We start from the raw sequence: 23,207 nt of genomic DNA on the forward strand, positions 1-23,207 counted from the left end.
TCAGAACGGCGCGATTTCGCGTCGTTTGACGGCGCCGTAGCAGGCCCAGAGCAAATGCGCGGCGACGCCCCGATAAGGTCGCCAAAGCTCAGCGCGGGCGTAGGCCTGTTTCTCGGTCGGACGAAGCTCGGCGCCGTCGACCCAGCGCATGGCTTCCTGCAGCGCCACATCGCCGCCGGGGAACAGGTCCAGTCGCCCCTGGGTGAACATCAGGAAGACCTCGGCCGTCCATCGGCCAACGCCCTTGATGGCGGTCAGCGCCGCGATGGCCTCTTCGTCGGGCAGCGCCCGCAAGGCGTCCAAATCACAAGCTCCGGAGAGGTGGGCCTCGGCGATGGCGCGAGCATAGCGGGCCTTGGGTTGCGAGAGACCCAGCGTGCGCAGATAGGCCTCGTCATGAGCGGCGACGATGGCCGGAGTCATCTCAGGCAGCCCCGCCTCGACCCGCGCCCAGATCGCCGCCGCCGAGGCCAGCGAGACCTGCTGCTGCACGATCATCTTCAGGAGACCGGGAAAACCGCCCAGGCCGACCCGCCAGGCGAAGGGCGGGGTCACGGCCTCAATGGCCGCCAAGGCGGGATCAGCGGCGGCCAGCGCCTCGCGCGCGGCCAGGATCGCTTCGGCGGAAGGCGGTTCGAACATTCAAACGTGGTGGCTCTGACGACGCCGGCGCACAACCCGAAACTTGCGCCGCTACGCGATCGCGATGATCTCGATCTCGCCGCCAGGCGCGGCGGACACCTCGCCGACCGCCTTGCCCAGCAAGGCCCGGGCGATCGGGGCGATATAGGAGATGGTGCCCTTGGCGGGATCAGCCTGGTCCTCGCCGACGATGCGGAAGGTCTGCACGCGGCCGTCCTCGCGCTCAAACGTCACGCGATCGCCAAACTGCACGACAGACTTGGAGGGGTCGCGCTCCATCAGTTGCGCCGTCGCCCGCCGCGCAGACCAGTAGCGCAGGTCGCGTGTGGCGCGGGCCATGGCCGTGCGGTCGCCATCGGCGGCGCCGCCAGCGCTCTGGGCGGCGGCGTAGGCGGCGCGGGCGTCGGCCAGTTCACGCTCGATCTCGGCGAGACCATCGGCCGTCACCAGGTTCGGATGGGTGGAAATCGGACGGTCCGGCAGGTCGGCCGCGAAGGCTTCGCTGTCACCTTCCTTGGTGAAGGCGACGCTCATGGCCGGAAGAATTTCTGGATCATTTTAAAGGGCCCGCGACGCGTCGAAACTGAGCGCCTGGGGCAAACGCGTCCCGCTTTGGTTAGCTCCGCCTACGGCGCGGTTCAAGCCTGCGGTGCGGAACGCGGCGGCGGGCGGTCGCAGCGACCAGCCCGCCGATCGCGAGTCATCCGCCTTAGAGAACAACGCCGACGATGGCGGCGGCGACGCCAAGGGCGATGACCAGGAAATAGCCAGCGGCCAGACGGTCGAAGGCGTTTTCAAAGGCGTTCAGCGTGCGGTTCATGATGGTGGTCCCTCTCTGTGGCCTTGTCCCGATCCCCTATGGATCATCAGCCTCGCTTGCGGCGAGCCAATCTGGACAGCGCTTAGATAGCACCAATCTAAACGCCGTCAAGATGGTCTTTACAGCGTTTAGATGAAATTTTAGAAAGCTATGGTTAGAGTGAGCCCGATGAGCACCGCGACCGCCGAATCCCGCCCCTATCACCATGGTGATCTGAGCCGCGCCTTGATCGACGCGGCGCGCAAGATTCTCGAGACCGATGGCCCCGCCGCTCTGTCTCTGCGTGCGGTGGCGCGTGAAGCCGGCGTCAGCCCCGCCGCGCCCTATCACCATTTCAAGGACAAGGCCGAACTGCTCGAGGCGGTCGCCCACGAAGGCTGGCACGAACTGGACGCGGCGCTCTCGAAGGCGCGAGGCGAAAGCAACGCCGCCCGGGACCAGATGACCAACCTCGGCGTCGCCTATGTCTGTTTCGCGCGCGACAATCCGGCCCTCTATCGCGTGATGTACGACCGATCGCGTGACAAGGACGCCCTGCCCGACCAGTTGAAGGACGACGGCGCCTATTGCCAGGTGCGCGACACCATCGGCGAGAACAGCGGCGGACGCGCCACCGAGATCGACCTGGAGCTGGCCACGATCGCCGCATGGTGCGCCGGCCATGGCCTGGCCGAGATGATCAGCTTCAAGCAGTTCGCCCCGCTGAAGGATCTGCTGGGCGGCGAGGAAGCCTTCCTTCGCGCGGTCTTCGAGCATCTGGGCATGTTCGCCAAGGTCATTGACCAGGATCCGGCTTGACGCTCGTCACCCGGTTTGCGCCCTCCCCGACCGGCTACCTTCATCGCGGCCACGCCTATTCCGCGCTGACCGCCTTCGAAGCCGCGCGCACGGCCGATGGGCGCTTCATCCTCCGCATCGAGGACATCGACGCCACGCGCTGCCGGCCCGAGTACGACGCGGCGATCCTTGAGGACCTGGCCTGGCTGGGCCTGCGCGGGGAAGAGCCGATCCGCCGGCAGTCCGAGCACCTCGCCGACTACGAGGCGGCCATCGTAGCGTTGCGCGAGCGTGGCCTCGTCTATCGCTGCTTCAAGACCCGCAAGGAAATCGACATCGGCCGCGCGCCGCACGAGCCCGCCGTCGCTTACGTCGGCGCGCCGCTCAGCGCCGGCGAGGAAGCCGAACGGCTAGCGCACGGCGAGCCCTTCGCCTGGCGGCTGTCTCTGGCTGCGGCGCGAGAAACCCTCGGCGGCTTCGACCACCTCACCTTCGTGGAGGAAGGCTTAGACGGATCATCGCCCCGAACCGTCCAGGCCCGACCCGAGACCGCCGGCGACATCGTGCTGGCCCGCAAGGACGTCGGCGTGGCCTACCACCTTGCGGTCGTGCACGACGACGCCTTGCAAGGGATCACCCATGTGATCCGGGGCGAGGACCTGTTCGAGGCCACGCACATCCAGCGCCTGCTGCAGGCTTTGCTGGGCCTGCCGACGCCGATCTACCGCCATCACAGCCTGCTTACAGGACCGGACGGCAAGCGCTACGCCAAGCGCGACAAGGCCCAGACCTTGCGGGAGTTGCGAGCGTCCGGCGTTAAAGCCGTGGATCTGCGGGCGGCGCTAGGGTTCAGCTAGATCCTCCGGCCTGCTCGACCAACTGGCCCATGGCCTTCAGATAGTTCGAGAAGGCCGCGCGGCCGGTGTCTGTGAGCCGCACCCGGGTCAGGGGCTTGCGGCCCACGAAGCTCTTGTCGATCGACACGTAGCCCGCCTCCTCCAGCTTGCGCAGGTGAATGGAGAGATTGCCCTGGGTGACCTCGAGCACGTCCTTGAGCTCGGTGAAGTCAGCCACCTCGGCGCTGGCGAGATACGCGACGATCCCCAGCCGCACCCGACCATGGATGACGTCGTCCAGCCCGCTGATGTCGAACTTGGGAGCCACGGACGCCTCAGGCCGCCGACCGCATGGCCTGGCGCATCATGTAGAAGCCCGGGGCCGCCATGAAGGCGAAAAGGCCGAAACTGGCGATCAGCAGGTAGAGGTCCGCTCGCTCGATCAGAAGGCCCATGGCCACGCCCGAGACCAGCCAGCCCAGGGCGACGACCAGCATCCACATCCGACGGCGCAGCACATAGATCACCTGCCAAACCGCGCCCTGTAGGATGAACACCACCGCCGGATGGAACAGCCAGTAGTGGAAGTCCTTGTGACGCGCCGCGGCGGCCGCAAAGACGATGATCAGGGCCAGGTTCGCCACGCCGGTCGCCTGGAAGGCGGCGTTGACCGCCCGGTTGGTGACGCCGCGCTGCGGGTTCTTGTGATCCTTGATGATGACGATGATCATCAACACCAGGAAGATCACCGTCGGCGCCCAGGCCAGGATCTGGTTGCCAAGGCTCCCAAGGCCAATCAGCCCGCGCTCCTGAATGACATAGATCAGGGACTGAAGCCCATAAAGCAGCCCGGCCGCGCCGTAGAGCGCGCCGCCGGCGACGCCTAGCCCGCCCCGCTCCTGCGAACCCTCGGCAAGGCCGCGCAGGAAGGCCAGGTCGTCCTGGACGCTCTTCAGGTCTTTGCTCATCTTGGCCCCTCTCAGCGCGGCATCATGGACGGTCACAGGATTCGGCCCAACAGCGGCAGGCGGCGTAGCGCCATGGTCAGGATCCAGCTCAAGACCGTGGCCCCAACAAACACCGCCACGCCCTTGGCCAGTCCGCCCCAGGCCTGGTGCAGCAGCAGCCAGGCCAACCAGGCCGTGAAGACATAGTGGGTCAGGTACATGCCGTAGGCGTTGGCCTGCAGGCTCGCCCCCAGCGGACCGGTCTTCTTCACGAACCGCAGGAAGGTCGCCAGGGCCGCGAACGACAGAGTGGCGCAAGCCAGAGCGAACATCACGCCGCCGCCGATATCCAGCGCCAGACGCGGGGGCGGCTTGGGCGAGAAAGCCATGATCACCACCGCGATCACCCCAATCACGGGCAGGATGGGCGCGGCCTGCCAGGCCCACCAGCGCTTGGCCAGCTTGCCCTCCGCATCGGTCAGTCCTTGGCCCACGCCCGCCGCGCCGACCGCGACACCGGCCAGGAAGTAGACGAAGTAGTGGAGCACGCGCGAGGTCTGCACGGTGAAGGGACCCACCTGCGTCCAGTGCATGAAGGTGAAGGTGGCGCTCATCGGGATGTAGGCCACGGCGCTGGCGATCACGAGCCCCAGGAAGAACAGGCCCGGCTTGCGATCAGCGCCGCGCACCAGCCGCCCGAGGCCCTTGATCATGCCCGGCGCGAGGAGGTTGATCGCCGTGACCGCCGCGCCGAAGACGAGCAGCACCCAAAGGAACCAGGCCGGGCCGCTGGGCCAGGACGGCAGGTCGAGCCAGGCGCTGGCGAAGCCGGCGATGGAGACGTCCCCGCCCGCCTGCAGCCAGGCCGGAAAATAGGCCAGCGGCGCCAACAGGCCGGCGGCGAACACGAACGGAACGCCGAGACGCACGACGCGCCCCGCCAGGAACCCGCCCTCGCCCTTGGCCTTCAAGCCGTCGGCGACGAACAGCCCCGAGATGAAGAACATCAGCGACATGAAGAAGAGGTCGTTGATCAGCGTCAGCAGACCAAACAGCTCGAACTTCTGAGGGTCGCGGACGGGAAAGGCCTGCCAAAGGTACGGCGTCTGGCTGAAGTCGCCGACGGGCGGCGAGTTGGGCGTGTAGGCCAGCACCGTGTGGTGGGCGATCACCAGCAAGGTGATGAAGGCGCGCAAGGCACCGATCGGGGCGTTGCGACCGCCGATCTCGGCGATCGTCGATCGTTCGGTGGCGCTGAGCGGCGCGTGCATGGGCTGGCTCCCCTTCCTCAAGTGGTCGCACCATGGATCAACAAGTTTGTTTTGTAAACTGGTCTATCAAAGCCTGACCTTTCGCACCTTGTCATCCCGGGCGGCGAAGCCGACCAGGGCCCCAGGGGCCAAGCGCAGTGAGGTCGCCCCTGGGTCCCGGCTCTCCGCTTCGCTGCGGCCGGGATGACACGGATTAGTAGTTTGAATTTACAGACGTTCTGGCGCTCAGCGCGCCCAGTAGCGATACCGGTAAGCGGGTTGAAAACCCTCATCGGCATAGAGCGCGATGGCGGGTGCATTGTCGGACTCGACCTGTAGCCAGGCGCGATCGGCTCCCAAGGTCGCCGCCTCGGCCAACAGGGCGCGTAGCACCAGGCGGGCCAAACCCTGGCGACGATGGGCCGGGGCGGTGCGCATGCCGAAGATCCCCGCGAAGCCGCTACTGATGGCGCTGGCGCCGATCGCCGCCGGCGCGCCGTTGACGTCCAGGCGCGCGAACCGTGCGGGCGCCGGGATGCGTCGGAGGGTCTCCAGGCGCTCGCGACCGTCCTCGGGATCCCCGGCGGTGGCGGTGAACACCGTCTCGAACGCGTCGTCGGGCGCCGTCGAGACGACCACGCGATCGCTCCCCTGCCCGCCCGTCGGCCCCAGCATCACCAAGGTCTCCTTGGTCGGCGCATAACCGCGCGCGGCGAGCCGGCGATCGAGGTCCGCCGGCGCGAAGACCCCGTCCGTCAGCTTGAACCGCGGCGGCAGGCCGCGCGCCTGCAGCCAAGCCTCTGCGGCTGCAATCGACGCATCGACGTCACGATCAGGCGCGCCCAGCGGCCAGCAGGCGTTGATGCGCATGGAATGACCCGAAGCCGCGTTCAGCCGCCAGTCGCCCAGAGCGGCCCGCTCGCGCGCGGGCCAGGCGTCGTCGGCCAGCGGCTCCAGCCGCGCCGGATCGATCACTTCTCAGCCAGCAGCTTTTCGACGATCCCCCGCACCTCAGGCGCGGACCAGTCGGCCGGCCCGGCCAGGCGCGCGCGCTCGCGGCCCTGACGGTCATAGATGATCGTGGTCGGATAGCCCTGGGCGCGCGGCTGCAGGTCGAAGGACAGCTTGTAGGACGGGTCGCGATAGGTGACGAGCGGCGGGTTGGCCGCCATCTCTTCGCGGACGAGGTTCAGGTCGCTGTCGCGGTCGACGCTGATCGGCAGCACCGTCACCGGCTGGGTCGCGTAGGCCGACTGCAGCTTGGCCAGAGTGGGCATCTCGGCCTTGCACGGCGCGCACCAGGTCGCCCACAGGTTCATGACCACCACACGCCCCTTGAAATCGGCCACGGTTGCGGGCTTGCCGTCCATCGAGGTGAAGACCGTCGTCGGCGCAGGACGCGGCGTGGCGGGCACGTCCAGCTTCTCGAAGGCGCCCTTCTTGAATTCTGTAAGGTCGGCGGGACCAGAGGGTTTGAACGAAGCCGACGCGATGACGTATAGAACCGCCGCGACGCCCACGAGGATGACGCCCGCCAGCGCCAGTCTCATGGGATTACGCTTCTTGGCTTCCTCGCCGCTTTGACCCGACTGGACTTCGTTCATATGACCGACAACGCCTCCAACACGCCCAAGGCCAACGGCCAGGGCCAAGCTATGTGGGGCGGCCGGTTCTCGGCCAAGCCGGCGGAACTGATGCAGGCGATCAACGTCTCCATCGGTTTCGACAAGCGCCTGTGGGCGCAGGACCTGGCAGGCTCCCGCGCCCACGCCCGGATGTTGATGAACCAGGGCGTGATTTCAAGCCATGACGGGGAGGAAATCCTGGAGGGTCTCGCCCGCGTCGAGGATGAACTGCTGTCGGGAACCTTCCCGTTCCGCGACGAGTACGAAGACATCCACATGAATATCGAGGCGCGGCTGCGCGAACTGATCGGCCCGACGGCCGGCCGGTTGCACACCGCCCGCTCTCGCAACGACCAGGTGGCCGTCGACTTCCGCCTCTGGGTCCGCGACGCCTGTGACCGTACCGTCGGCCAGCTGGAAGCGCTGCAGAAGGCGCTGCTGGCCCAGGCCGAGACCTATGCCAACGCCCTGATGCCGGGCTTCACCCATCTGCAGCCGGCCCAGCCCGTGACCTTCGGCCACCACCTGATGGCCTATGTCGAGATGTTCGGCCGCGACGCCAGCCGTTTCCGTGACGCCCGCGCGCGGATGAACGAGTGCCCGCTGGGCGCGGCGGCCCTGGCCGGCTCGCCCTTCCCGATCGATCGCCACCAGACGGCGACGGCTCTAGGCTTTGATCGCCCGACCGCCAACTCGCTGGACAGCGTCTCCTCGCGCGACTTCGCCCTGGAAGCCCTGTCGGCCGCCTCGATCACCGCCACGCACCTGTCGCGGCTGGCCGAAGAGATCGTGCTGTGGACGACGCCGATGTTCGGTTTCATCAAGCTGACCGACGCCTTCACGACCGGCAGCTCGATCATGCCGCAGAAGAAGAACCCCGACGCGGCCGAGCTGATCCGCGCCAAGGTCGGCCGCATCCTGGGCTCGCTGACCACCCTGACCGTGGTCATGAAGGGCCTGCCGCTGGCCTATTCCAAGGACATGCAGGAGGATAAGGTCCCGACCTTCGAGGCCTTCGACGCCCTGGAACTGAGCCTGCTGGCCATGGCCGGCATGATCGCCGACCTGACCCCGAACACCGAGAACATGGCCAAGGCGGCCGGCGCGGGCTTCTCCACCGCCACTGATCTGGCCGATTGGCTGGTGCGGACGCTGAACATGCCTTTCCGTGACGCCCACCACGTGACAGGCTCCGCCGTAAAGACGGCCGAAGGCTTGGGCGTCGATCTCGCGGATCTTTCACTGGCGCAGTTCCAGGCGATCGAGCCCCGGATCACGAACGACGTCTACGCCGTCCTGACCCCGGCCGCCTCGGCGGCCAGCCGCATGAGCTATGGCGGGACGGCCCCCGCCCAGGTCCGCGCCCAGATCGCGCGTTGGAAGGAACAGCTGGCATGAGCCGCACTCTGACGACCCTCGCCCTGGCCGCCCTGGCCGTCACGGCCGCCGCGTGCGGCAAACAGGGCGCGCTGGAACGCCCCGCCCCGCTGTGGGACGCCCAGAAGAAGGCCGCCTGGGCCGCCGAGCGCCGCATGGCCTCGGCCCAAGCAAACCAGCCGGCGCGCGCCGGCGGCGCCCAGGAGATCCGCGACCCGGCCTCCAGCAACCGCACCATCCGCGCCGCACCCCTGCCCGGCACCCGGGATCCCTTCGGCGGTCCGTCCGCCGCCGGCTTCCCCGGCGCCACGCCCAATTAAGAGACTCCGTTGAACCACTTCGAGTACGGCCCCGAGGGCCTGGCCTGCGAAGGCGTGCCTCTGGCCAAGATCGCGGCCGAGGTCGGCACGCCGGTCTATGTGTACAGCCGCGCCACCCTGGAGCGGCACTTCACCGTGTTCCGCGACGCCCTGGCGGCCGCCGGCGTTGTCGATCCGCTGATCGCCTATGCGGTGAAGGCCAATTCCAACGTCGCGGTGCTGAAGGTCCTCGGCGACCTGGGCGCCGGCGCCGACACGGTGTCCGAGGGCGAGGTCCGCCGCGCTCTGGCCGCCGGCATCCCCGGCGAGCGGATCGTCTTCTCGGGCGTCGGCAAGGCGCGGCGCGAGATCGCCTTCGCGCTGAAGGCCGGCGTCGCCGAGATCAATGTCGAGTCCGAGCCTGAGCTCAACCTGATCGCGGACGTCGCCGCCGAGCTGGGCGTGCGGGCCAAGGTCGCCTTCCGGGTCAATCCGGACGTCGCGGCCGGCGGCCACGCCAAGATCGCCACCGGCAAGTCCGAGAACAAGTTCGGGGTCTCGTTCGCCGAGGCCGCGCGCCTCTACGCCAACGCCAGCAACAACGCCAACCTCCAGCCCGTGGGCGTGGCCTGCCACATCGGCAGCCAGATCACCGATCTGGCCCCCATGCGCGCGGCTTTCACCAAGATGCGGGGCCTCGTGGAGCAGCTGCTGGGCGAAGGCCTGTCGGTCGAGCGCCTCGATCTCGGCGGCGGGCTGGGCGTGCCCTATTTCAACCACCCCGAACCGCCCTCGCCGGCCGAGTTCGCCGCCATGGTCGGCGAGGTCACGCGCGGCCTACCCGTCACCCTAGCCTTTGAGCCCGGCCGGGTGATCGCCGCCAACGCCGGCGTCCTGGTGTCAGAAGTGATCCACGTCCACGAGCGCCCCGAGGGCCGCAAGTTCCTGGTCATCGACGCGGCCATGAACGATCTGGTGCGTCCGGCCATGTACGACGCGTTCCACGACATCCGTCCGGTGACCCAGCGCTCCGGCGAGACGGTCTATGACGTGGTCGGTCCGGTCTGCGAGACCGGCGACACCTTCACCCGCGACCGCGCCCTACCGCCGTTCGCGGCCGGCGACCTCGTGGCCTTCATGTCAGCGGGCGCCTACGGCGCGGCGATGGCCAGCGAGTACAACACCCGCCCGCTGGTCCCTGAGGTGCTGGTCGACGGCGACCGCTATGCGGTGATCCGCAAGCGCCCGACCTATGACGAGATTTTGGCGCGGGATCTGGTGCCGGACTGGGTGTGATCTGAACTTTCCCTCTCCCCTTGCGGGAGAGGGTGGCCCACGCAGTGCATCGGGTGAGGAGTCGCGTGGCCGACGCCAAGACGCCCCTCACCCGTCAGCTTCGCTGAAACCTTCTCCCGGGAGAGGAGAAGGAAGACATCAATCCATCGCGCCGATGTACGGCAGGCCCCGGCTCTTGCCCTCGTCGTCGAGGCCGTAGCCCACGAGATAGCGCGCGGGCGCCTCCCAGGCGACGAAATCGGGGTCCATGCCGCGATCCTTGGGCCAGGGCTTGCGGGCGAAGACGGCGGTCAGCACCTCGCTGGCGCCGGCGTCCTTCACCAGGCGCGCAGCTTCCGACAGCGACAGGCCGGTGTCGAACACGTCGTCGACGACCAGGGCGCGGCGACCGACCAACGGGCGCTGCAGGTCGGCGCGGACCTCGCAGCGGCCCGAGCTCTTGCGCTCGTCGTGATAGGAGGCCAGCCATAGGGCGTCGAAGCGGACGTCGCGTCCGGCCTTCCACAGGGCGCGTGTCAGGTCGGCGGCGAACCACAGGCCGCCCGTCAGCAGGCAAACCACGACGGTGTCATCGTCGATGCGCGGCGCGATCTGTTCGGCCAGTTTCTGAACCCGTTCGGCGATCTCGGCTTCCGAGATCAGGACTTCGGGCTTGGGGAGGTCATTCATGATGGGCGGGTTCGTGAGAGTCTGAAGGGGGCGTTTGGTCCCCGCTCTCATGTCCCGGGGGTTCCTGTCCAGCCGCTTCGTGTGCGACGGGGGCGTCTTGAGCGCCGCGCAGGGCGACTTCCGGCTCACCGGCGTGACCTTCCGGCTTCTTCAGGGCGGCCTTGACCGCCTTGGCCGCGCCCGGCTCGGTCGCGAAGCCGATCTGCAGATCCTTGGCGGTGCGCGGAGGATCCAGGAAGGTGATCGAGAAGTGCCGCACCTCGCCGGGCGGGATCTTGGCGTCCGAGGCGGCGGCCAGTTGCCCGGCGACGCGTTTGTTTTCCTTGCTCAGCAGCTCCACGCGCAAGGGCGGCGCGATGACCTCATGCTCGGTGATGTTGCGGATCGAGCCGGTAATGGTGACGGCGGCGTGGCCGTCCTGCATCGAGGGTTGAGCCTTGATGCTGCCGGCGTCGATCATCAAGCCCACCGTGTTCACCGGCAGGCCGACAGCGGCGTAGGCGCCGGCGGACCCGGGCATGATGCGAACGACATCGATCCGGAAGATCAGGGCGGCGACCACGACCACCGCCATGGCGGCGGCCATGCCCGCCCAGATCACGCCCGTCGCGGTCGCCGCCCGCAAGCGGCGTTCGGCGTCGGCGCGGGCGCGGAACACCTTGGGCAGCTCTTCCCCTGGCAGGGCGCTGACGGGCGGCTCCTCCGCCTCCTCGGCGACAGCTTCCTCCGGCGCGTCGGCCGTCGCGCTCAGGGTCTCGTTTTCGGAAACTTCAGGCTCGTCGAAGAGGTCCAGCGGCTCTTCGAGATGGGCGGTCCAACGGTGTCCGCAGGAGGCGCAACGCACGACACGGCCTTCCGGCCCGACCTTGGAGTCGTCGACGAAATAGCGGCTGGCGCACTCCGGACAGGTCAGTATCATGGCCGCGAATCGAACGAACCCCACATGACTTCATGGGGTCGCTGATTTTAACCCTGATGTCCAGAAAGCCCAGTGACGCGCCTTGCGGATCGACACAGAACAGGGCGATGACGCCCTTCCGGTGGTCCGCTTCGAAGGCGTGTCGATGCGCTATGGGCGGGGGCCGGAAACCCTCAGAGATATAAGCTTTTCCCTGGAGCCGGGGTCGTTTCACTTCCTGACCGGCGCTTCGGGAGCAGGCAAGAGCTCGCTGCTCAAGCTGATCTATCTGGCGCACCGTGCGTCACGGGGTCGCGTGGAGCTGTTCGGCCGCGATGTCAGCCTGACCCACGCCTCGGACCTACCCTTCCTGCGCCGGCGCATCGGCGTGGTCTTCCAGGAGTTCCGGCTCCTGGAGCACCTGTCGGTCTTCGACAACGCCGCCCTGCCCTTGCGGATCCTGGGCCGCAAGCCCGCCACCTATCGCGAGGACGTCGCCGAGCTTTTGAACTGGGTGGGCCTGGGCGAGCGGATGCACGCCCTGCCCGCCACCCTGTCGGGCGGCGAGAAGCAACGCCTGGCCATCGCCCGCGCCGTCGTGGATCGGCCCGACGTGCTGCTGGCTGACGAACCGACCGGCAATGTCGATCCGGCCATGTCGCTGCGTCTGCTGCGCCTGTTCGTCGAGCTGAACCGCCTGGGCACCACCGTGCTGATCGCGACCCACGACGAGGACCTGGTGGCGCGGGCCGCTCGTCCGACCCTGCACCTGGAGCATGGCCGCGTGGTCGATCTGGGAGGCCGGCCATGAGCGAGTTCTTCCAGGTTTCGCGCTGGAAACCCGGCCCACTTCTGCCGCCGCGCGACGCTCGCGACGGGGCCTTGGTGTTCGTCGTCGCGGTCCTGTGCTTCCTGGCCTGCCTCACCGCCTTCGCCGCCCTGGCGGCCAACCGCGCCGCGCACGGTTGGACAGCGCAGCTCAGCGGCTCGGCGACGGTGGTCGTCCGCGCCCGCGTCAATGAGACGCCCGACAGCGCCGCCGCCCGCGCCGCCGAAACCCTGGCCGGGGTGCGCGGCGTGGTCGAGGCCCAGGCCCTGCCGCGCGAGAAGGCCGAGGCGCTGCTCGCGCCCTGGATCGGAACCGAGGCCCTGGTGGATGATCTGCCAACGCCCCGGCTCGTCACGCTCGAGTTGGATCCCAAAGCCCCGCCGACCGCCGCCATCCTGGATCGCGCGCTCCGCGCGGCGGGTATCGACGCCACGGTGGACGATCACAGCCGCTGGATCGCCGATATCGAGCGCGCGGCGGACATCGCCCGGTTCGCGGCGCTGGGCGTCTTCGCCTTGATCGCGGCCGCGACGGCGGCGGTGATCGCCTTCGCCACCCGCGCAGGCCTGGCGGCGCGGCGCGACGTCATCGAGGTGCTGCACTTCTCAGGCGCCGAGGCGCGCTTCATCGCCGGTCTGTTCCAGAACCGGTTCGCGACCATGGGCGCGCTGGCGGGGTTGCTGGGCGGGGCCGGGGCGGCCATCATCGGGGCGCTCGCGCGCTACTTCGGCGGCGGGGCGGGCGTTGTTCCAGTGCTGCCGCTGGCCTGGATCGACCTGCTGGCCGCCCTGCCCGCGCCGATGCTGGCGGCGCTGATCGCCGGCGTCTCGGCCCGTCTGGCGGCGTCGCGCATCGTGGGGGAGATGCCGTGAAGACCTTGGCCGCCTTGCTGATCGCCCTGATGATCTGGGGCCTTGGACTCCTGGCGTTCACCGGGCGGGTCGACCAGTCGACCCCGGCGCCCGAGCCGCCCGTCGCGGACGGCGTGGTGGCCCTGACCGGCGCCTCGACGCTTCGACTGGAGGCCGCGACGCGGCTTCTGGAAGAAGGCAAGGGCCAGCGTCTGCTGATCTCCGGCGTCAATCGCGAGGCCACCCGCGCGGAGATTCAGGCCGTCACCAAGGCGGTGAAGCCGATCTATGACTGTTGCGTCGACCTAGGCTTTTCCGCCGCCAACACGGTGGGCAACGCCCGCGAGACGGCCGAATGGGCGCGCTCCAAGGGCTATAAGAGCCTGATTGTGGTCACCGCTGACTACCACATGCCCCGGTCGATGCTTGAGTTGCGCGCCGCCATGCCGCATGTGGCCCTGCACCCCTATCCGGTGAAGACCGATCTGAACGCCCATCGCTGGTGGAAGACCGGCGTCAGCGCGCGGCGCATGATCGTGGAGTACTGCAAGTACCTGGCGATTCTGGGCCGCGAAGCGTTCCTGGGGCTGGGACCGAAGGACAAGGCCGCCCCGGCGGCGAAGGAAGTGTCTTGATCTATCTGCGTTCGTTTCTCTTCCAGTTGGCGTTCTGGCTGTGGTCGATCGCGTGGGCCGTCGGCATGCTGCTGGTCCTGCCGCTGCCGCGTCGCGTCAATACCTGGTGCCTGACCACCTGGGCCAAGGGCCTCATCGTGGGTCTGCGCCTGCTGGCCGGCGTGAAGGTCGAGGTACGCGGCCAGGAGCACCGCCCGACCGGACCGGCCTTGGTCGCCGCCAAGCACCAGTCGATGTTCGACGTGTTCAGCCAGTTCGCCCTGCTGCCCGACGCCTGCTTCGTGATGAAGAAGGAACTGCTGATGGTGCCGCTGTTTGGCTGGCATGGCTTGAAAGCCGAGATGATCGTCGTGGACCGCGACGGACACTCCACAGCGCTTAAGAAGCTTGTCCGCGACGCCGTCGACCGGATGAAGGAAAGCCGTCAGATCGTGATCTTCCCCGAAGGTACGCGCGGCAAGGTCGGCGAGCCCGGCGACTACAAGCCCGGCATCGCTGCGCTCTATCGCGAACTGAACATGCCGGTTACGCCGCTGGCGCTGAACTGCGGCTCGCACTGGAACAAGAGCTTCCTGATCCAACCCGGCACGATCGTGTTCGAGTACTTGCCTGCCATCCCCGCCGGTCTGAAGCGCGGCGAGTTCATGCGCGAACTGCAGACCCGTATCGACGGCGCAACGAAGGCGCTGGAGGATGCGGGGCTCTAGGCCGCCTCCCGCGCCTCGACCATCTTCAGCAGCTTTTCCATCGCGTGATCGCGCACGCCGTCCTCGTGCAGGTGCATGACGAGGTCGCGCAGGTAATCGATGTTGGGCCCCGACAGGCCCACCGCGCCGGCGATCAGCGCGGCCTGCTCTTCAAGGCTCAGGGCTCCAGCCCATTGGCTGTGCTTCATGTCTGACAGGAAGACCAGGGCGGGCGTGCGAACGCCGGCATCGATCTTCACATCTCGCCAGGTCTCGAAATAGGTCTCGGTCGGCTGTTCGCGCTCGCGCAGATAGGCGTAGACGCCTTCCCACTCAGCGGCGGCGACGCGATAGGCCATGCCGCGCACCGAACCGCCCGGCGCCAGACCCAGCACCAGGCCCGGGCGCTCATAGGTGCCCCGATGATGCACCGAATAGATGCAGAACGCCCGTCGCCGACCGTGGAGCACGGCGGCTCTTCGGTCTATGAACGGGAACCCGGGCCGCCACATGAGCGATCCGTATCCGAACACCCAGCGATCTTCACCGCCCTCTGAACTCATCACCGATCCCGACTGGACGCGCCCTAGAATGACCCATAACGACGCCGCCCCGTCCCGCAAAGCCCCTGCAATGGCGCGACGCAGCCGTCTGTTCGCGCCCTTCATCCTCGCCGCCATTCTGGCGGGCGCCTGGAGCTATGGCTGGATCTGGTTGCGCGGCCAGGCCGAGCAGCGGATGGACGCCCAGGCGGCGGATCTGCGGTCGCGCGGCTATGACCTGTCGTGGAGCGCGCGGACCTTCTCGGGCTTCCCGTTCCGGATGAATATCCAGATGTCCGATGTCCGGGTCGCCGAACCGACGGGCTGGGCGCTGCGACTGCCGCAGTTGAAGGGCGAGGCGGCGGTCTACGACCTCACCCACTGGGTGCTGGTCGCTCCGAACGGCGTGGTGCTGACCCGTCCGGAGGCCGGCGACGTCACCATTGCTGGAGACGCGCTGCGCGCCAGCATCTCGCACGTGACCGAGTATCCGCCGCGCATCTCGATCGAAGGTGCGAAACTGACCTTCGTCCCGGCCCCGAACGCCAAGCCGTTCACCCTGGTGTCGGCCGATCGGATGCAGCTGCACGTGCGCGGCGGCGGTCCGGATGACCAGGGCGCGGTGTTCTTCAAGGCGGACGGAGCCAAGACCGCTTTCCCCGGGCTGCTGGGCCGCATCGCCCAGGACAAGACCGCCTCGATGCTGCTGGAAACGCATCTGACCCATGTTTCTCAGCTACGCGGCCGCAACTGGCAAGCCTCCGTCAAGCGCTGGAGCGAGGCCGGCGGCCAGATCACGGTGAAGCAGAGCCAGATCCTGGCCGGCGACGCCGAGGGCAAGGCCAAGTCCGGCGTGCTGGGCGTCGACGCCGACGGCCGCCTGACGGGCCTGCTGAGCGTCGCGATCAAGGAGCGCGCCGACCTTTCGCAGCCGATCCAAACCCCTGAGCAGGCCCTGGCCGCCGCCGCCCAGGCGATGGGCCAGGAGCCGGTGATCGAGGCGGATTTGCGCTTCGACAACGGCCGAAGCTATCTCGGCGCCATCGACACCGGGCCGGCGCCGACCGTCTACTGATCGAGCAAATCGGAGCGATCACGCAATTTTCTTCCCATGAAGGCTAGCTATTGCGTGTTTGGCGGCAAAGACTATGGTCCGCCCTCCAATTTCGGGGAAGAACATGGGCAGCGACGCGACGGAGGCCACGCCGTCTCTCGAAGAGGTCCGATGGCGGCTGGACGCCATCGACGGTGAACTGCTGAAACTGCTCGACGAGCGCGCCGGCCTGGCCGGCGCCGTCGCGGCGGCCAAGCGCGCCTCGGGCGACACAGGCTTTGGCCTGCGCCCCGGCCGCGAGGCCCAGATCGTCCGCAAACTGCTTGCCTCGCCCCGCAAGGGCGCCAGCGCGGCGCTGGTGATCCGCATCTGGCGTGAGATCATGGCCGACAACCTGGCGCGCCAGGGCCCCTATCATCTGGGCGTGTTCGGCGGCCGCGAGCCGGCTCGAGCGGTCGAACTGACCCGCCTTCGGTTCGGAACCGCGCCTCGCCTGTCGCTGCTGCCGACGGCCCAGGACGCCCTGGCCGTGGCCCGCACGCCCTGGGGCGTGGGCGTCCTGCCGCTCTCGTCCGACACGCCCTGGTGGGGCCGCCTGCTGGCCGAGCCCAAGCTGAAGGTCTTCGCCGCCCTGCCCTGCCTTGCCGCCTGGGGCTCCCAAGCTGCATTGGCCGTAGCCGAGGTCGAGGTCGAGCCCACCGGCGGCGACCAGACCTTCTGGGTCACCGACTCGCCCAAGAGCGCCGGCGCCATTGTCGAGGCCCTCAGTCAGACCGACGTGGCCGCTGAGCTGATCGCCGACGCCGGCGGCCTGAAGCTTTTCTCGCTGTCGGGCTTCTTCCAGGCTGACGACCCGCGCCTGGCGCGCGCGCCGGGCCAACTTACGGGGGTCATCGGGGCTGCACCGGAGCAGTTCGACGTGTAAGAGACGGCCGTCTCACGCAAGACATCCGTCAACCGAGTAGCCCGATGACCACCTCCGCCCCCGACCGCTTCGCCGCGCCGCGTCCCATGCCCAAGTCCGGGATCATGGACATCCACGCCTATGTCGGCGGCAAATCCAAGGTCGAGGGCGTCGCCCATCCGGTCAAACTGTCGAGCAACGAGAACATCCTGGGCAGCAGCGACAAGGCCAAGGAGGCCTATCGCAACGCGGTCGACCGCCTCCACATCTATCCAGACGGCAAGGCGGGCGTCCTGCGCGCCGCCGTGGCCGAGCGCTACAAGCTGGAGCCTGAGCGCCTGACCTTCGGCGACGGCAGCGACGAGATCTTCGCCCTGCTGTGCCAGGTCTATCTCGAGCCGGGCGACAACATCGTCCAGGGTGAGCACGGCTTCGCCGCCTACGCCATCGGCGCCCGCGCCTGCCAGGGCGAGGTGCGCATGGCTAAGGAGGTCAACCACCGCGTCGACGTCGACGAGGTGATCAAGTGCGTCGATGAGCGCACGCGCCTCGTCTTCATCGCCAACCCCGCCAACCCGACCGGCACCTGGCTGACCGGCGAGGAGATCCGCGCCCTGCACGCGGGCCTGCCGCCCTCGGTGGTGCTGGTGCTGGACGGCGCCTACGCCGAGTTCTGCACGGACCCGCGCTTCGAGGACGGGCTGGAGCTGGCCCGCACGGCCGAGAACGTCATCGTCACGCGCACCTTCTCGAAGATTCACGGCCTGGCCGCCCTGCGCGTCGGCTGGGGCTATGCGCCTGAGCACATCATCGCGCCGATCGAACGCATCCGCCCGCCGTTCAACACCTCGATCCCCGCGCAGGAAGCGGCGGTCGCGGCGCTGTTCGACGACGACTTCCAGGACCGCTCGCGCGCCCTGGTCGAGCAGTGGCGCCCGTGGCTGGCCCAGCAGCTGGGCGGGCTTGGCCTGGAAGTGACGCCGTCGGCGGCCAACTTTGTCTTGGCGAGCTTCCCGACCACGCCGGGCAAGACGGCCCCGGAAGCCGAGGCTTTCCTCGCCTCGAAGGGCTACCTCGTCAGGGCCGTTGGCAACTACAACCTGCCCAACGCGATCCGCATCACGATCGGACTGGAAGAGCAGAACCGGGCCGTGGTCGAGCTCCTGTCCCAGTTCATGGGGCGCTAGAGATCCATGCCTAACCCCGGCGTCCTCTACCCCAAGCTCACCGTGATCGGCTGCGGCCTGATCGGCGGCTCGGTCATCCGCGCGGCGCGCCAGCAGGGCGTGGTCGGTGAGATCACCGTCGCCGACGCCAGCGAGGCCCACCGCGCCCGCGTGACTGAGCTTGCCATCGCCGAGCACGTCACCGGCGACATCGCCGAGGCCGTGAAGGACGCCGACCTCGTGGTCATCGCCACGCCCGTGCTATCGGTGCCCGAACTGGCCAGCGTGGTGATCCCAGCTATGAAGCCAGGCGCAACCCTGACCGACGTGGGCTCCACCAAGGGAAATGTGGCCGAGGCCTTCCGGGCCCAGGATCTGTCGAAGATCTTCGCCATCCCGGGCCATCCGATCGCTGGCACCGAGCAGTCGGGTCCCGACGCCGGCTTCGCCGAGCTGTTCGAGAACCGCTGGACGATCCTCACCCCCTTCGAGAGCGACGACGAGCACTACGCCGCCGCCGTCGCCAAGCTGTCGGCCTTCTGGCGCGCCTTTGGGGCCCAGGTCGAGCTGATGGACGAGAAGCACCACGACCTCGTCTTGGCCGTCGTGTCCCACCTGCCCCACCTGATCGCCTACACCATCGTCGGCAGCGCGGCCGACCTTGAGAACGTCACCGAGAACGAGGTCATCAAGTACTCGGCCTCGGGCTTCCGCGACTTCACCCGCATCGCCGCCAGCGATCCCACCATGTGGCGCGACATCTTCGTGGCCAATAAGGACGCGGTGCTGGAGATGCTGGGCCGCTTCACCGAGGACCTGCAGGCCATGAGCCGCGCCATCCGCTGGGGCGACGCCGACACCCTGCACGCCCACTTCACCCGCACCCGCGCCATCCGTCGCGGCATCGTGGCGGCGGGCCAGGAGAGCGCCGAACCCAACTTCGGCCGCGATCGCGGTAAGCACTGACGCCCCGGGCTCTCCGATCTTGGGAGGGCCTCATTTGCGAAACACCGCCGCAACAAAAGAGGCCCACTCACGCCGTCCAGGGACATAGCCCCGGAAGGAATCGCCTCACATGCGCCGCACGCTCTTCGTCGCGCTCGCTTCGCTCACCACCTTGGCCGCTGGCGCCGCCATGGCCCAGCAGGACGGTCCGCCCCCAGGGCCGCCGCGCGGCATGCCTGCGCCGGAAGACGTCTTCAAGCGCTGGGACGCCAATAGCGACGGCGCCGTCGACAAGTCCGAATGGACGGGCGCTGGCCGCCCCGAAGACCGCTTCGCCATGATTGACGGCAACAAGGACGGCAAGATCACGATCGACGAACTGAAGACGGCGTTCGAGACCATGCGCCAGCGCCGGATGCAGCAGGGCGAAGGCCCGCCTCCGGGCCCGCCGCCGGAAGGCGCTCCGCCGCAGAACTAAGCCTCTTCGGCGCAACGTCGAACGCCGCCCGGTCAGCCCACCGGGCGGCGTTCTTCGTTTTCAGTCCAGAACCCGGGCGCGCAACATCGCCAGCGGCAGGGTCCCGGGCCACAGCACGGCGTCGTGGAAGGCCTTCAGGTCGAAGTCCTTGCCCTGGCGACGTCGCGCCGCGGCGCGGAGCTCCACCAATCCCAGCCACAATAGGCCCTGTCCCGCAACGCTTCCTGGCCCGATGGCGGCGCGCTCCACATCCTGAGCGATGGGCGCAAAGACTGGCGGAGGCCCCTGCAGGTCGGTGAACCAGGCCTCGGCCTTGGCCCGGCTCCAGCCCTTGGCGTGCAGGCCCGTGTCGACCACCAGCCGTCCGGCCCGGAACAACATCCACTGGAGATAGCCGAGCTCGACCAGGGGATCGCCCACGAACGCGCCCTCCTCGTCAGCCAGCTGTTCGGCGTAGATCGCCCAGCCCTCGCTGAATCCCGGACACGCGAGGCGCGTGCGCAGCGGATGCGCGCCCGCGCCCTCCTCCATCGGGGTCTGAAGCATGTGGCCTGGAACGCACTCGTGATGCGCGACGCTGGCCAGGGTCCAGCGAGGCCGGCTGCGGATGGCGGCCAGATCGACGAAATAGGTCCCCGGTCGCGCGCCGTCGAAACTGGGCGGGGTGCGATAACCCTGCCGCGCAGCCGCCTCGTCGGCCGCCGACATCCGCGCGACCACAGCCGTCCAAGCCCCCTTCGGGATGGCCCCGAAGGACAGCTGCAGGCGGGTCTTGGCCTTCTCAAGCCAGCCGTTCATGTCGGCCACCAGCTGGTCGCGGCCGGCGTTATCGTCGGCATATAGGTACCGCGGGTCACGTGACAGAGCCGTCAGGCGCGCGCCCACGCTCCCTTTGGTCAGCCCCTGCGCGCGCAGCAGGGCGTCCGCTCGAGCGCTGAACCGACGCGCGGCGTCAAGGCCTCGGGCGTGGGCCTCGGCGGGCGAGATGGCCATGCCTGTGTTCAGTTTCAGCACCAGGGCGTAGTAGAGGTCCGCATCCTTGAAGCGCACGCCCGCGCCGTCGCCCGCCTGCGGCTTGAGCGCGAGAAGCACATCGCTCTGGCGAGCCAGTTCAGCGGCGAGTTCGCCGCTCGCTCCTGTAGCGACCTTGGCGATACTGGCGATGGTCTTGTCGATCACAAAGGCCGGCGGGATCACCCCGAGCGCGGCGTCGGCGCGGATTTTCTGCGTATCGACCTTAAGCCTGGCGGCCAGGACTGATGGCGCGTCCCCTCCGACTCGAAGCGCCTCGGGAACATTCGTCCACCACCCCGCGCGCGGGGTGACCGCATAGGGGGCGGTCGCCGAAGCGCCAAAAGGAAAACGGCGCGCCAGTTCGGCCTCGGTCTCATAGGCTTGAAGGACGGCGTCGCGATCGAGGCGGGCGTTGGCGGACAGCTCCTCGGCAGGAAAAGCCTTCAACACCGCCAGACGGCCGGCCGGCGCTCCCGCGCCCTTGGCTAGCTTGTCGAGCAGCGCCTTCAACGCGGCGTCGCTTGACGCTTGCGCCATGGCCTCGCCTTTCGCCAGGGTCGCCCCGACGGCGGCGGCGCCCGCGAGCGCTTGGCGACGGCTGAGCATGGGATCCTCCCGAAGATCTGTCCCTCCTGTCTATGCCACCTGACACCGGTGTCTAGCCACCTCATGCCTTGCCCCAACCGATACCGCTAACAAAGCTCGTGACAACGCTGTCGCTCCGCCGCTAGCTTGTCGCCAAGGCGCGCGCCGACGCGCCATGGAGGAAGCGTTGATGATCCGCCTGGCCGCCCTTTCGCTTGTCTCGACCCTGGCCCTGGCCAGCGCGGCGCTCGCTGACGACACACCGCGTCCGATCCGGCTCAATCAGACAGGCTTTGAAGCCCAGGGCCCCAAGCGCGCCGTTCTCGCCGCCCCTTCGAAGACCCCGCTGGACTGGCTGCTGCTCGACGCCAGCGGCGCCGCGATCGCCAAGGGCAAGACCGTGGTCTTTGGCGACGACAAGGCCTCGGGCGAGCACGTCCACCAGATCGACCTCTCCGGGTTCCGCAAGGCGGGCGACGGCTACCGCCTCAAGGTCGGCGCCGCCGAGTCGCGCGCCTTCGCCATCAAGGCCAAGCCTGACGGGCGCCTGACCCGGGCGGCGATGTCCTTCTTCTATCAGCAGCGCGCCAGCGTCCCGATCGAGGCCCGTTACGTCGAGCGTCCTGACCTGGCGCGTCCCGCAGGCCACGCCCCAGATAAGGCCACCTGCTTTGACCAGGCCGATGAGCGCGGGCAGGTCTGGCCCGGCTGCGACTATACGCTGGACGCCAGCCGCGGCTGGTACGACGCCGGCGATCACGGCAAGTACGTGGTCAACGGCGGCATCTCGGCTTGGACGCTTCTCAACGCCTGGGAGCGCGCCGCCCTTCTGAAGCGTCCCGCCGCCCTCGCCGCGTTCGGGGACCGCGCCCTGGCCCTGCCCGAGGCCGGCAACGGCGTCCCGGATCTGTTGGACGAGGTCCGCTTCCAGCTCGACTTCCTGCTGGCCATGCAGGTCCCCGAGGGCAAGACCCTGCAGGTTCCGGTGGGCAATCAGCGTCCCGGCGACGGCAAGCTGGCGCTGACCGCCATCGACGCCTCGGGCATGGCGCACCAGAAGTTGGCGGACCGCTACTGGACGGCCCTGCCGACAGCGCCCGCCGACGACAAGCAGGTGCGCTATCTCTACTATCCGACCACCGGCGCGACGCTGAACCTCGCCGCCGTCGCGGCCCAGGCTGCGCGCCTTTGGAAGGACATCGATCCCGGCTTCTCGGCCAAGTGCCTGGACGCCGCCCGCCGCGCCTTCGCCGCCGCCCAGCGCCATCCGAACATCTACGCCATCGGCCCCTTTACAGGCTCCGGCGGCTATGGCGACGGAGACCTGACCGATGAGGTCTACTGGGCGGCCGCCGAACTCTACGCCACCACCGGCGAGACGGCCTACGAGACGGCCCTGCGGGCCTCGCCGCTGTTCCTGGCCTCGCCCAGCGAAGGAACACGTCCGACCGGCGACATCGGCTGGAACAGCGTCGGCGCGCTGGGGACCATCACCCTGGCCCTCGTGCCGAACGGCCTGAAGCCCGCCGAGACCGCCAAGGCCCGCGCCAATCTGGTGGCCACAGCAGGCAAGCACCTGTCCGACGACGTCAGCCAGGGTTACGCCCTGCCCTACGCCGCGCCCGGCTACCCTTGGGGTTCGAATTCGTCGGTGCTGAACCGCGCGCTGGTGCTGGGCCTGGCCCACGACTTCACGGGCGAGGCCGCCTATCGCTACGGCGCGGTCGACGCGATGGACTATGTGCTGGGCCGCAACCCGCTGGACCAGTCTTATGTCACCGGCTTTGGCGCCCGACCGATGCGCCACCCGCACCACCGCTTCTGGGCCAAGCAGGCCGATCCCGCCTATCCCGCCCCGCCGTCGGGCGTGCTCTCGGGCGGTCCCAACTCGACCAACATGAGCGACCCCGTAGCCAGCGAAATGAAGGGCAAGTGCCGACCGCAGACCTGCTGGATCGACGACTACCGCTCGTTCACCCAGAACGAAGTCGCCATCAACTGGAACGCACCGCTGGTCTGGGTCTCGGCCTTCCTCGACGACACCGCCCGCTGATCGCGTTTGGAGCAAGGGATAGTCGCTTG

General features: G+C 68.4%; 27 protein-coding genes. 15 read left to right on the forward strand and 12 right to left on the reverse strand.

Annotated elements, in window-relative coordinates:
* The 3 genes from ACT53N_RS17300 to ACT53N_RS17310 all read right to left on the reverse strand — a co-directional run bounded on the left by ACT53N_RS17300 (window position 1) and on the right by ACT53N_RS17310 (window position 1,462).
* Entirely contained in the window at window positions 1-642 is a 642-nt protein-coding gene (locus ACT53N_RS17300; protein ID WP_476065038.1) for a DNA-3-methyladenine glycosylase family protein, read from the reverse strand.
* Between the two features lie 51 nt (window positions 643-693).
* A complete protein-coding gene (gene greA / locus ACT53N_RS17305) occupies window positions 694-1,176 on the reverse strand; it encodes a transcription elongation factor GreA (protein ID WP_476065039.1) in 483 nt (160 codons plus the stop codon).
* A gap of 175 nt (window positions 1,177-1,351) precedes the next feature.
* Window positions 1,352-1,462 carry a hypothetical protein gene (locus ACT53N_RS17310; RefSeq protein WP_310212216.1) on the reverse strand — a complete coding sequence of 37 codons (111 nt, stop codon included), beginning with the start codon at window positions 1,460-1,462 and terminating at the stop codon, window positions 1,352-1,354.
* A 168-nt stretch (window positions 1,463-1,630) separates the two neighbouring features.
* On the opposite strand from ACT53N_RS17310, the gene ACT53N_RS17315 reads away from it, so the two are divergent.
* Together ACT53N_RS17315 and gluQRS are read left to right on the forward strand one after the other, a co-directional pair.
* The gene (locus ACT53N_RS17315; RefSeq protein ID WP_476065040.1) at window positions 1,631-2,260 is read left to right on the forward strand and encodes a TetR/AcrR family transcriptional regulator; all 630 of its coding nucleotides are present in this window, start codon (window positions 1,631-1,633) and stop codon (window positions 2,258-2,260) included.
* Entirely contained in the window at window positions 2,257-3,096 is an 840-nt protein-coding gene (gluQRS, locus tag ACT53N_RS17320) for a tRNA glutamyl-Q(34) synthetase GluQRS (protein WP_476065041.1), read from the forward strand. Before ACT53N_RS17315 ends, gluQRS begins: the two co-directional genes overlap by 4 nt.
* Here gluQRS and ACT53N_RS17325 read toward each other — a convergent pair.
* From ACT53N_RS17325 to ACT53N_RS17345, 5 genes are all read right to left on the reverse strand, one after another.
* On the reverse strand, window positions 3,089-3,403 hold the full coding sequence (locus ACT53N_RS17325; protein ID WP_476065042.1) for a winged helix-turn-helix domain-containing protein: 315 nt from the start codon (window positions 3,401-3,403) through the stop codon (window positions 3,089-3,091). The genes gluQRS and ACT53N_RS17325 overlap by 8 nt on opposite strands.
* Window positions 3,404-3,410: 7 nt before the next feature.
* Window positions 3,411-4,058 carry a hypothetical protein gene (locus tag ACT53N_RS17330; protein WP_476065141.1) on the reverse strand — a complete coding sequence of 216 codons (648 nt, stop codon included), beginning with the start codon at window positions 4,056-4,058 and terminating at the stop codon, window positions 3,411-3,413.
* A gap of 17 nt (window positions 4,059-4,075) precedes the next feature.
* On the reverse strand, window positions 4,076-5,314 hold the full coding sequence (locus tag ACT53N_RS17335) for an acyltransferase family protein (protein ID WP_476065043.1): 1,239 nt from the start codon (window positions 5,312-5,314) through the stop codon (window positions 4,076-4,078).
* Window positions 5,315-5,518: 204 nt separating this feature from the next.
* Complete coding sequence (locus ACT53N_RS17340) at window positions 5,519-6,247, reverse strand: GNAT family N-acetyltransferase (protein WP_476065044.1); 729 nt, start codon at window positions 6,245-6,247, stop codon at window positions 5,519-5,521.
* The gene (locus ACT53N_RS17345; RefSeq protein WP_476065045.1) at window positions 6,244-6,876 is read right to left on the reverse strand and encodes a TlpA family protein disulfide reductase; all 633 of its coding nucleotides are present in this window, start codon (window positions 6,874-6,876) and stop codon (window positions 6,244-6,246) included. The genes ACT53N_RS17340 and ACT53N_RS17345 overlap by 4 nt, the downstream gene beginning before the upstream one ends.
* Between ACT53N_RS17345 and argH the strand changes: the two genes are divergently transcribed.
* The 3 genes from argH to lysA are packed head-to-tail and all read left to right on the forward strand — an operon-like array spanning window position 6,877 to window position 9,869.
* Entirely contained in the window at window positions 6,877-8,295 is a 1,419-nt protein-coding gene (gene argH / locus ACT53N_RS17350; RefSeq protein ID WP_476065046.1) for an argininosuccinate lyase, read from the forward strand.
* Complete coding sequence (locus tag ACT53N_RS17355; protein WP_268068023.1) at window positions 8,274-8,594, forward strand: hypothetical protein; 321 nt, start codon at window positions 8,274-8,276, stop codon at window positions 8,592-8,594. The genes argH and ACT53N_RS17355 overlap by 22 nt, the downstream gene beginning before the upstream one ends.
* Window positions 8,595-8,603: 9 nt before the next feature.
* A complete protein-coding gene (lysA, locus tag ACT53N_RS17360; RefSeq protein WP_476065047.1) occupies window positions 8,604-9,869 on the forward strand; it encodes a diaminopimelate decarboxylase in 1,266 nt (421 codons plus the stop codon).
* A 138-nt stretch (window positions 9,870-10,007) separates the two neighbouring features.
* Here the strand turns inward: lysA and ACT53N_RS17365 are convergent, their stop codons facing one another.
* Together ACT53N_RS17365 and ACT53N_RS17370 are read right to left on the reverse strand one after the other, a co-directional pair.
* A complete protein-coding gene (locus ACT53N_RS17365) occupies window positions 10,008-10,589 on the reverse strand; it encodes a phosphoribosyltransferase (protein ID WP_310212240.1) in 582 nt (193 codons plus the stop codon).
* Window positions 10,531-11,481 carry an MJ0042-type zinc finger domain-containing protein gene (locus ACT53N_RS17370; protein WP_476065048.1) on the reverse strand — a complete coding sequence of 317 codons (951 nt, stop codon included), beginning with the start codon at window positions 11,479-11,481 and terminating at the stop codon, window positions 10,531-10,533. The genes ACT53N_RS17365 and ACT53N_RS17370 overlap by 59 nt, the downstream gene beginning before the upstream one ends.
* Window positions 11,482-11,539: 58 nt before the next feature.
* Between ACT53N_RS17370 and ftsE the strand changes: the two genes are divergently transcribed.
* Genes ftsE through ACT53N_RS17390 form a run of 4 tightly spaced genes read left to right on the forward strand, consistent with a single transcriptional unit; the run spans window position 11,540 to window position 14,458 of the window.
* Window positions 11,540-12,247: a cell division ATP-binding protein FtsE gene (gene ftsE, locus ACT53N_RS17375; RefSeq protein ID WP_476065049.1), complete on the forward strand. Its 708-nt coding sequence runs from the start codon at window positions 11,540-11,542 to the stop codon at window positions 12,245-12,247.
* Window positions 12,244-13,137, forward strand: a complete 894-nt coding sequence (locus ACT53N_RS17380) for a cell division protein FtsX (RefSeq protein ID WP_476065050.1) — start codon at window positions 12,244-12,246, stop codon at window positions 13,135-13,137. The genes ftsE and ACT53N_RS17380 overlap by 4 nt, the downstream gene beginning before the upstream one ends.
* Window positions 13,134-13,751 (forward strand): YdcF family protein, encoded by a 618-nt coding sequence (locus ACT53N_RS17385; RefSeq protein ID WP_476065051.1) that lies wholly within the window; start codon window positions 13,134-13,136, stop codon window positions 13,749-13,751. The genes ACT53N_RS17380 and ACT53N_RS17385 overlap by 4 nt, the downstream gene beginning before the upstream one ends.
* Window positions 13,748-14,458 (forward strand): lysophospholipid acyltransferase family protein, encoded by a 711-nt coding sequence (locus ACT53N_RS17390; protein WP_476065052.1) that lies wholly within the window; start codon window positions 13,748-13,750, stop codon window positions 14,456-14,458. Before ACT53N_RS17385 ends, ACT53N_RS17390 begins: the two co-directional genes overlap by 4 nt.
* Here the strand turns inward: ACT53N_RS17390 and ACT53N_RS17395 are convergent.
* Complete coding sequence (locus ACT53N_RS17395) at window positions 14,455-15,000, reverse strand: gamma-glutamylcyclotransferase (RefSeq protein WP_476065053.1); 546 nt, start codon at window positions 14,998-15,000, stop codon at window positions 14,455-14,457. The two genes, ACT53N_RS17390 and ACT53N_RS17395, sit on opposite strands and share 4 nt — an antisense overlap.
* A 28-nt stretch (window positions 15,001-15,028) precedes the next feature.
* Between ACT53N_RS17395 and ACT53N_RS17400 the strand changes: the two genes are divergently transcribed.
* From ACT53N_RS17400 to ACT53N_RS17420, 5 genes are all read left to right on the forward strand, one after another.
* Window positions 15,029-16,054, forward strand: coding sequence for a DUF2125 domain-containing protein (locus ACT53N_RS17400; RefSeq protein ID WP_476065054.1), 1,026 nt, complete (start codon window positions 15,029-15,031; stop codon window positions 16,052-16,054).
* A gap of 103 nt (window positions 16,055-16,157) precedes the next feature.
* The gene (locus ACT53N_RS17405) at window positions 16,158-16,958 is read left to right on the forward strand and encodes a chorismate mutase (protein WP_476065055.1); all 801 of its coding nucleotides are present in this window, start codon (window positions 16,158-16,160) and stop codon (window positions 16,956-16,958) included.
* A gap of 44 nt (window positions 16,959-17,002) precedes the next feature.
* Complete coding sequence (gene hisC / locus ACT53N_RS17410; RefSeq protein ID WP_476065056.1) at window positions 17,003-18,124, forward strand: histidinol-phosphate transaminase; 1,122 nt, start codon at window positions 17,003-17,005, stop codon at window positions 18,122-18,124.
* A 6-nt stretch (window positions 18,125-18,130) separates the two neighbouring features.
* Window positions 18,131-19,069 (forward strand): prephenate/arogenate dehydrogenase family protein, encoded by a 939-nt coding sequence (locus ACT53N_RS17415; protein WP_476065057.1) that lies wholly within the window; start codon window positions 18,131-18,133, stop codon window positions 19,067-19,069.
* Between the two features lie 109 nt (window positions 19,070-19,178).
* A complete protein-coding gene (locus ACT53N_RS17420; protein ID WP_476065058.1) occupies window positions 19,179-19,526 on the forward strand; it encodes an EF-hand domain-containing protein in 348 nt (115 codons plus the stop codon).
* A 60-nt stretch (window positions 19,527-19,586) separates the two neighbouring features.
* Here the strand turns inward: ACT53N_RS17420 and ACT53N_RS17425 are convergent, their stop codons facing one another.
* Window positions 19,587-21,146: a DUF885 domain-containing protein gene (locus ACT53N_RS17425; protein WP_476065059.1), complete on the reverse strand. Its 1,560-nt coding sequence runs from the start codon at window positions 21,144-21,146 to the stop codon at window positions 19,587-19,589.
* Between the two features lie 154 nt (window positions 21,147-21,300).
* Between ACT53N_RS17425 and ACT53N_RS17430 the strand changes: the two genes are divergently transcribed.
* Window positions 21,301-23,178: a glycoside hydrolase family 9 protein gene (locus tag ACT53N_RS17430; RefSeq protein ID WP_476065060.1), complete on the forward strand. Its 1,878-nt coding sequence runs from the start codon at window positions 21,301-21,303 to the stop codon at window positions 23,176-23,178.
* Window positions 23,179-23,207: the final 29 nt, after the last annotated feature.

The sequence above is a fragment of the Caulobacter sp. DMC95 genome (genome assembly GCF_056313785.1).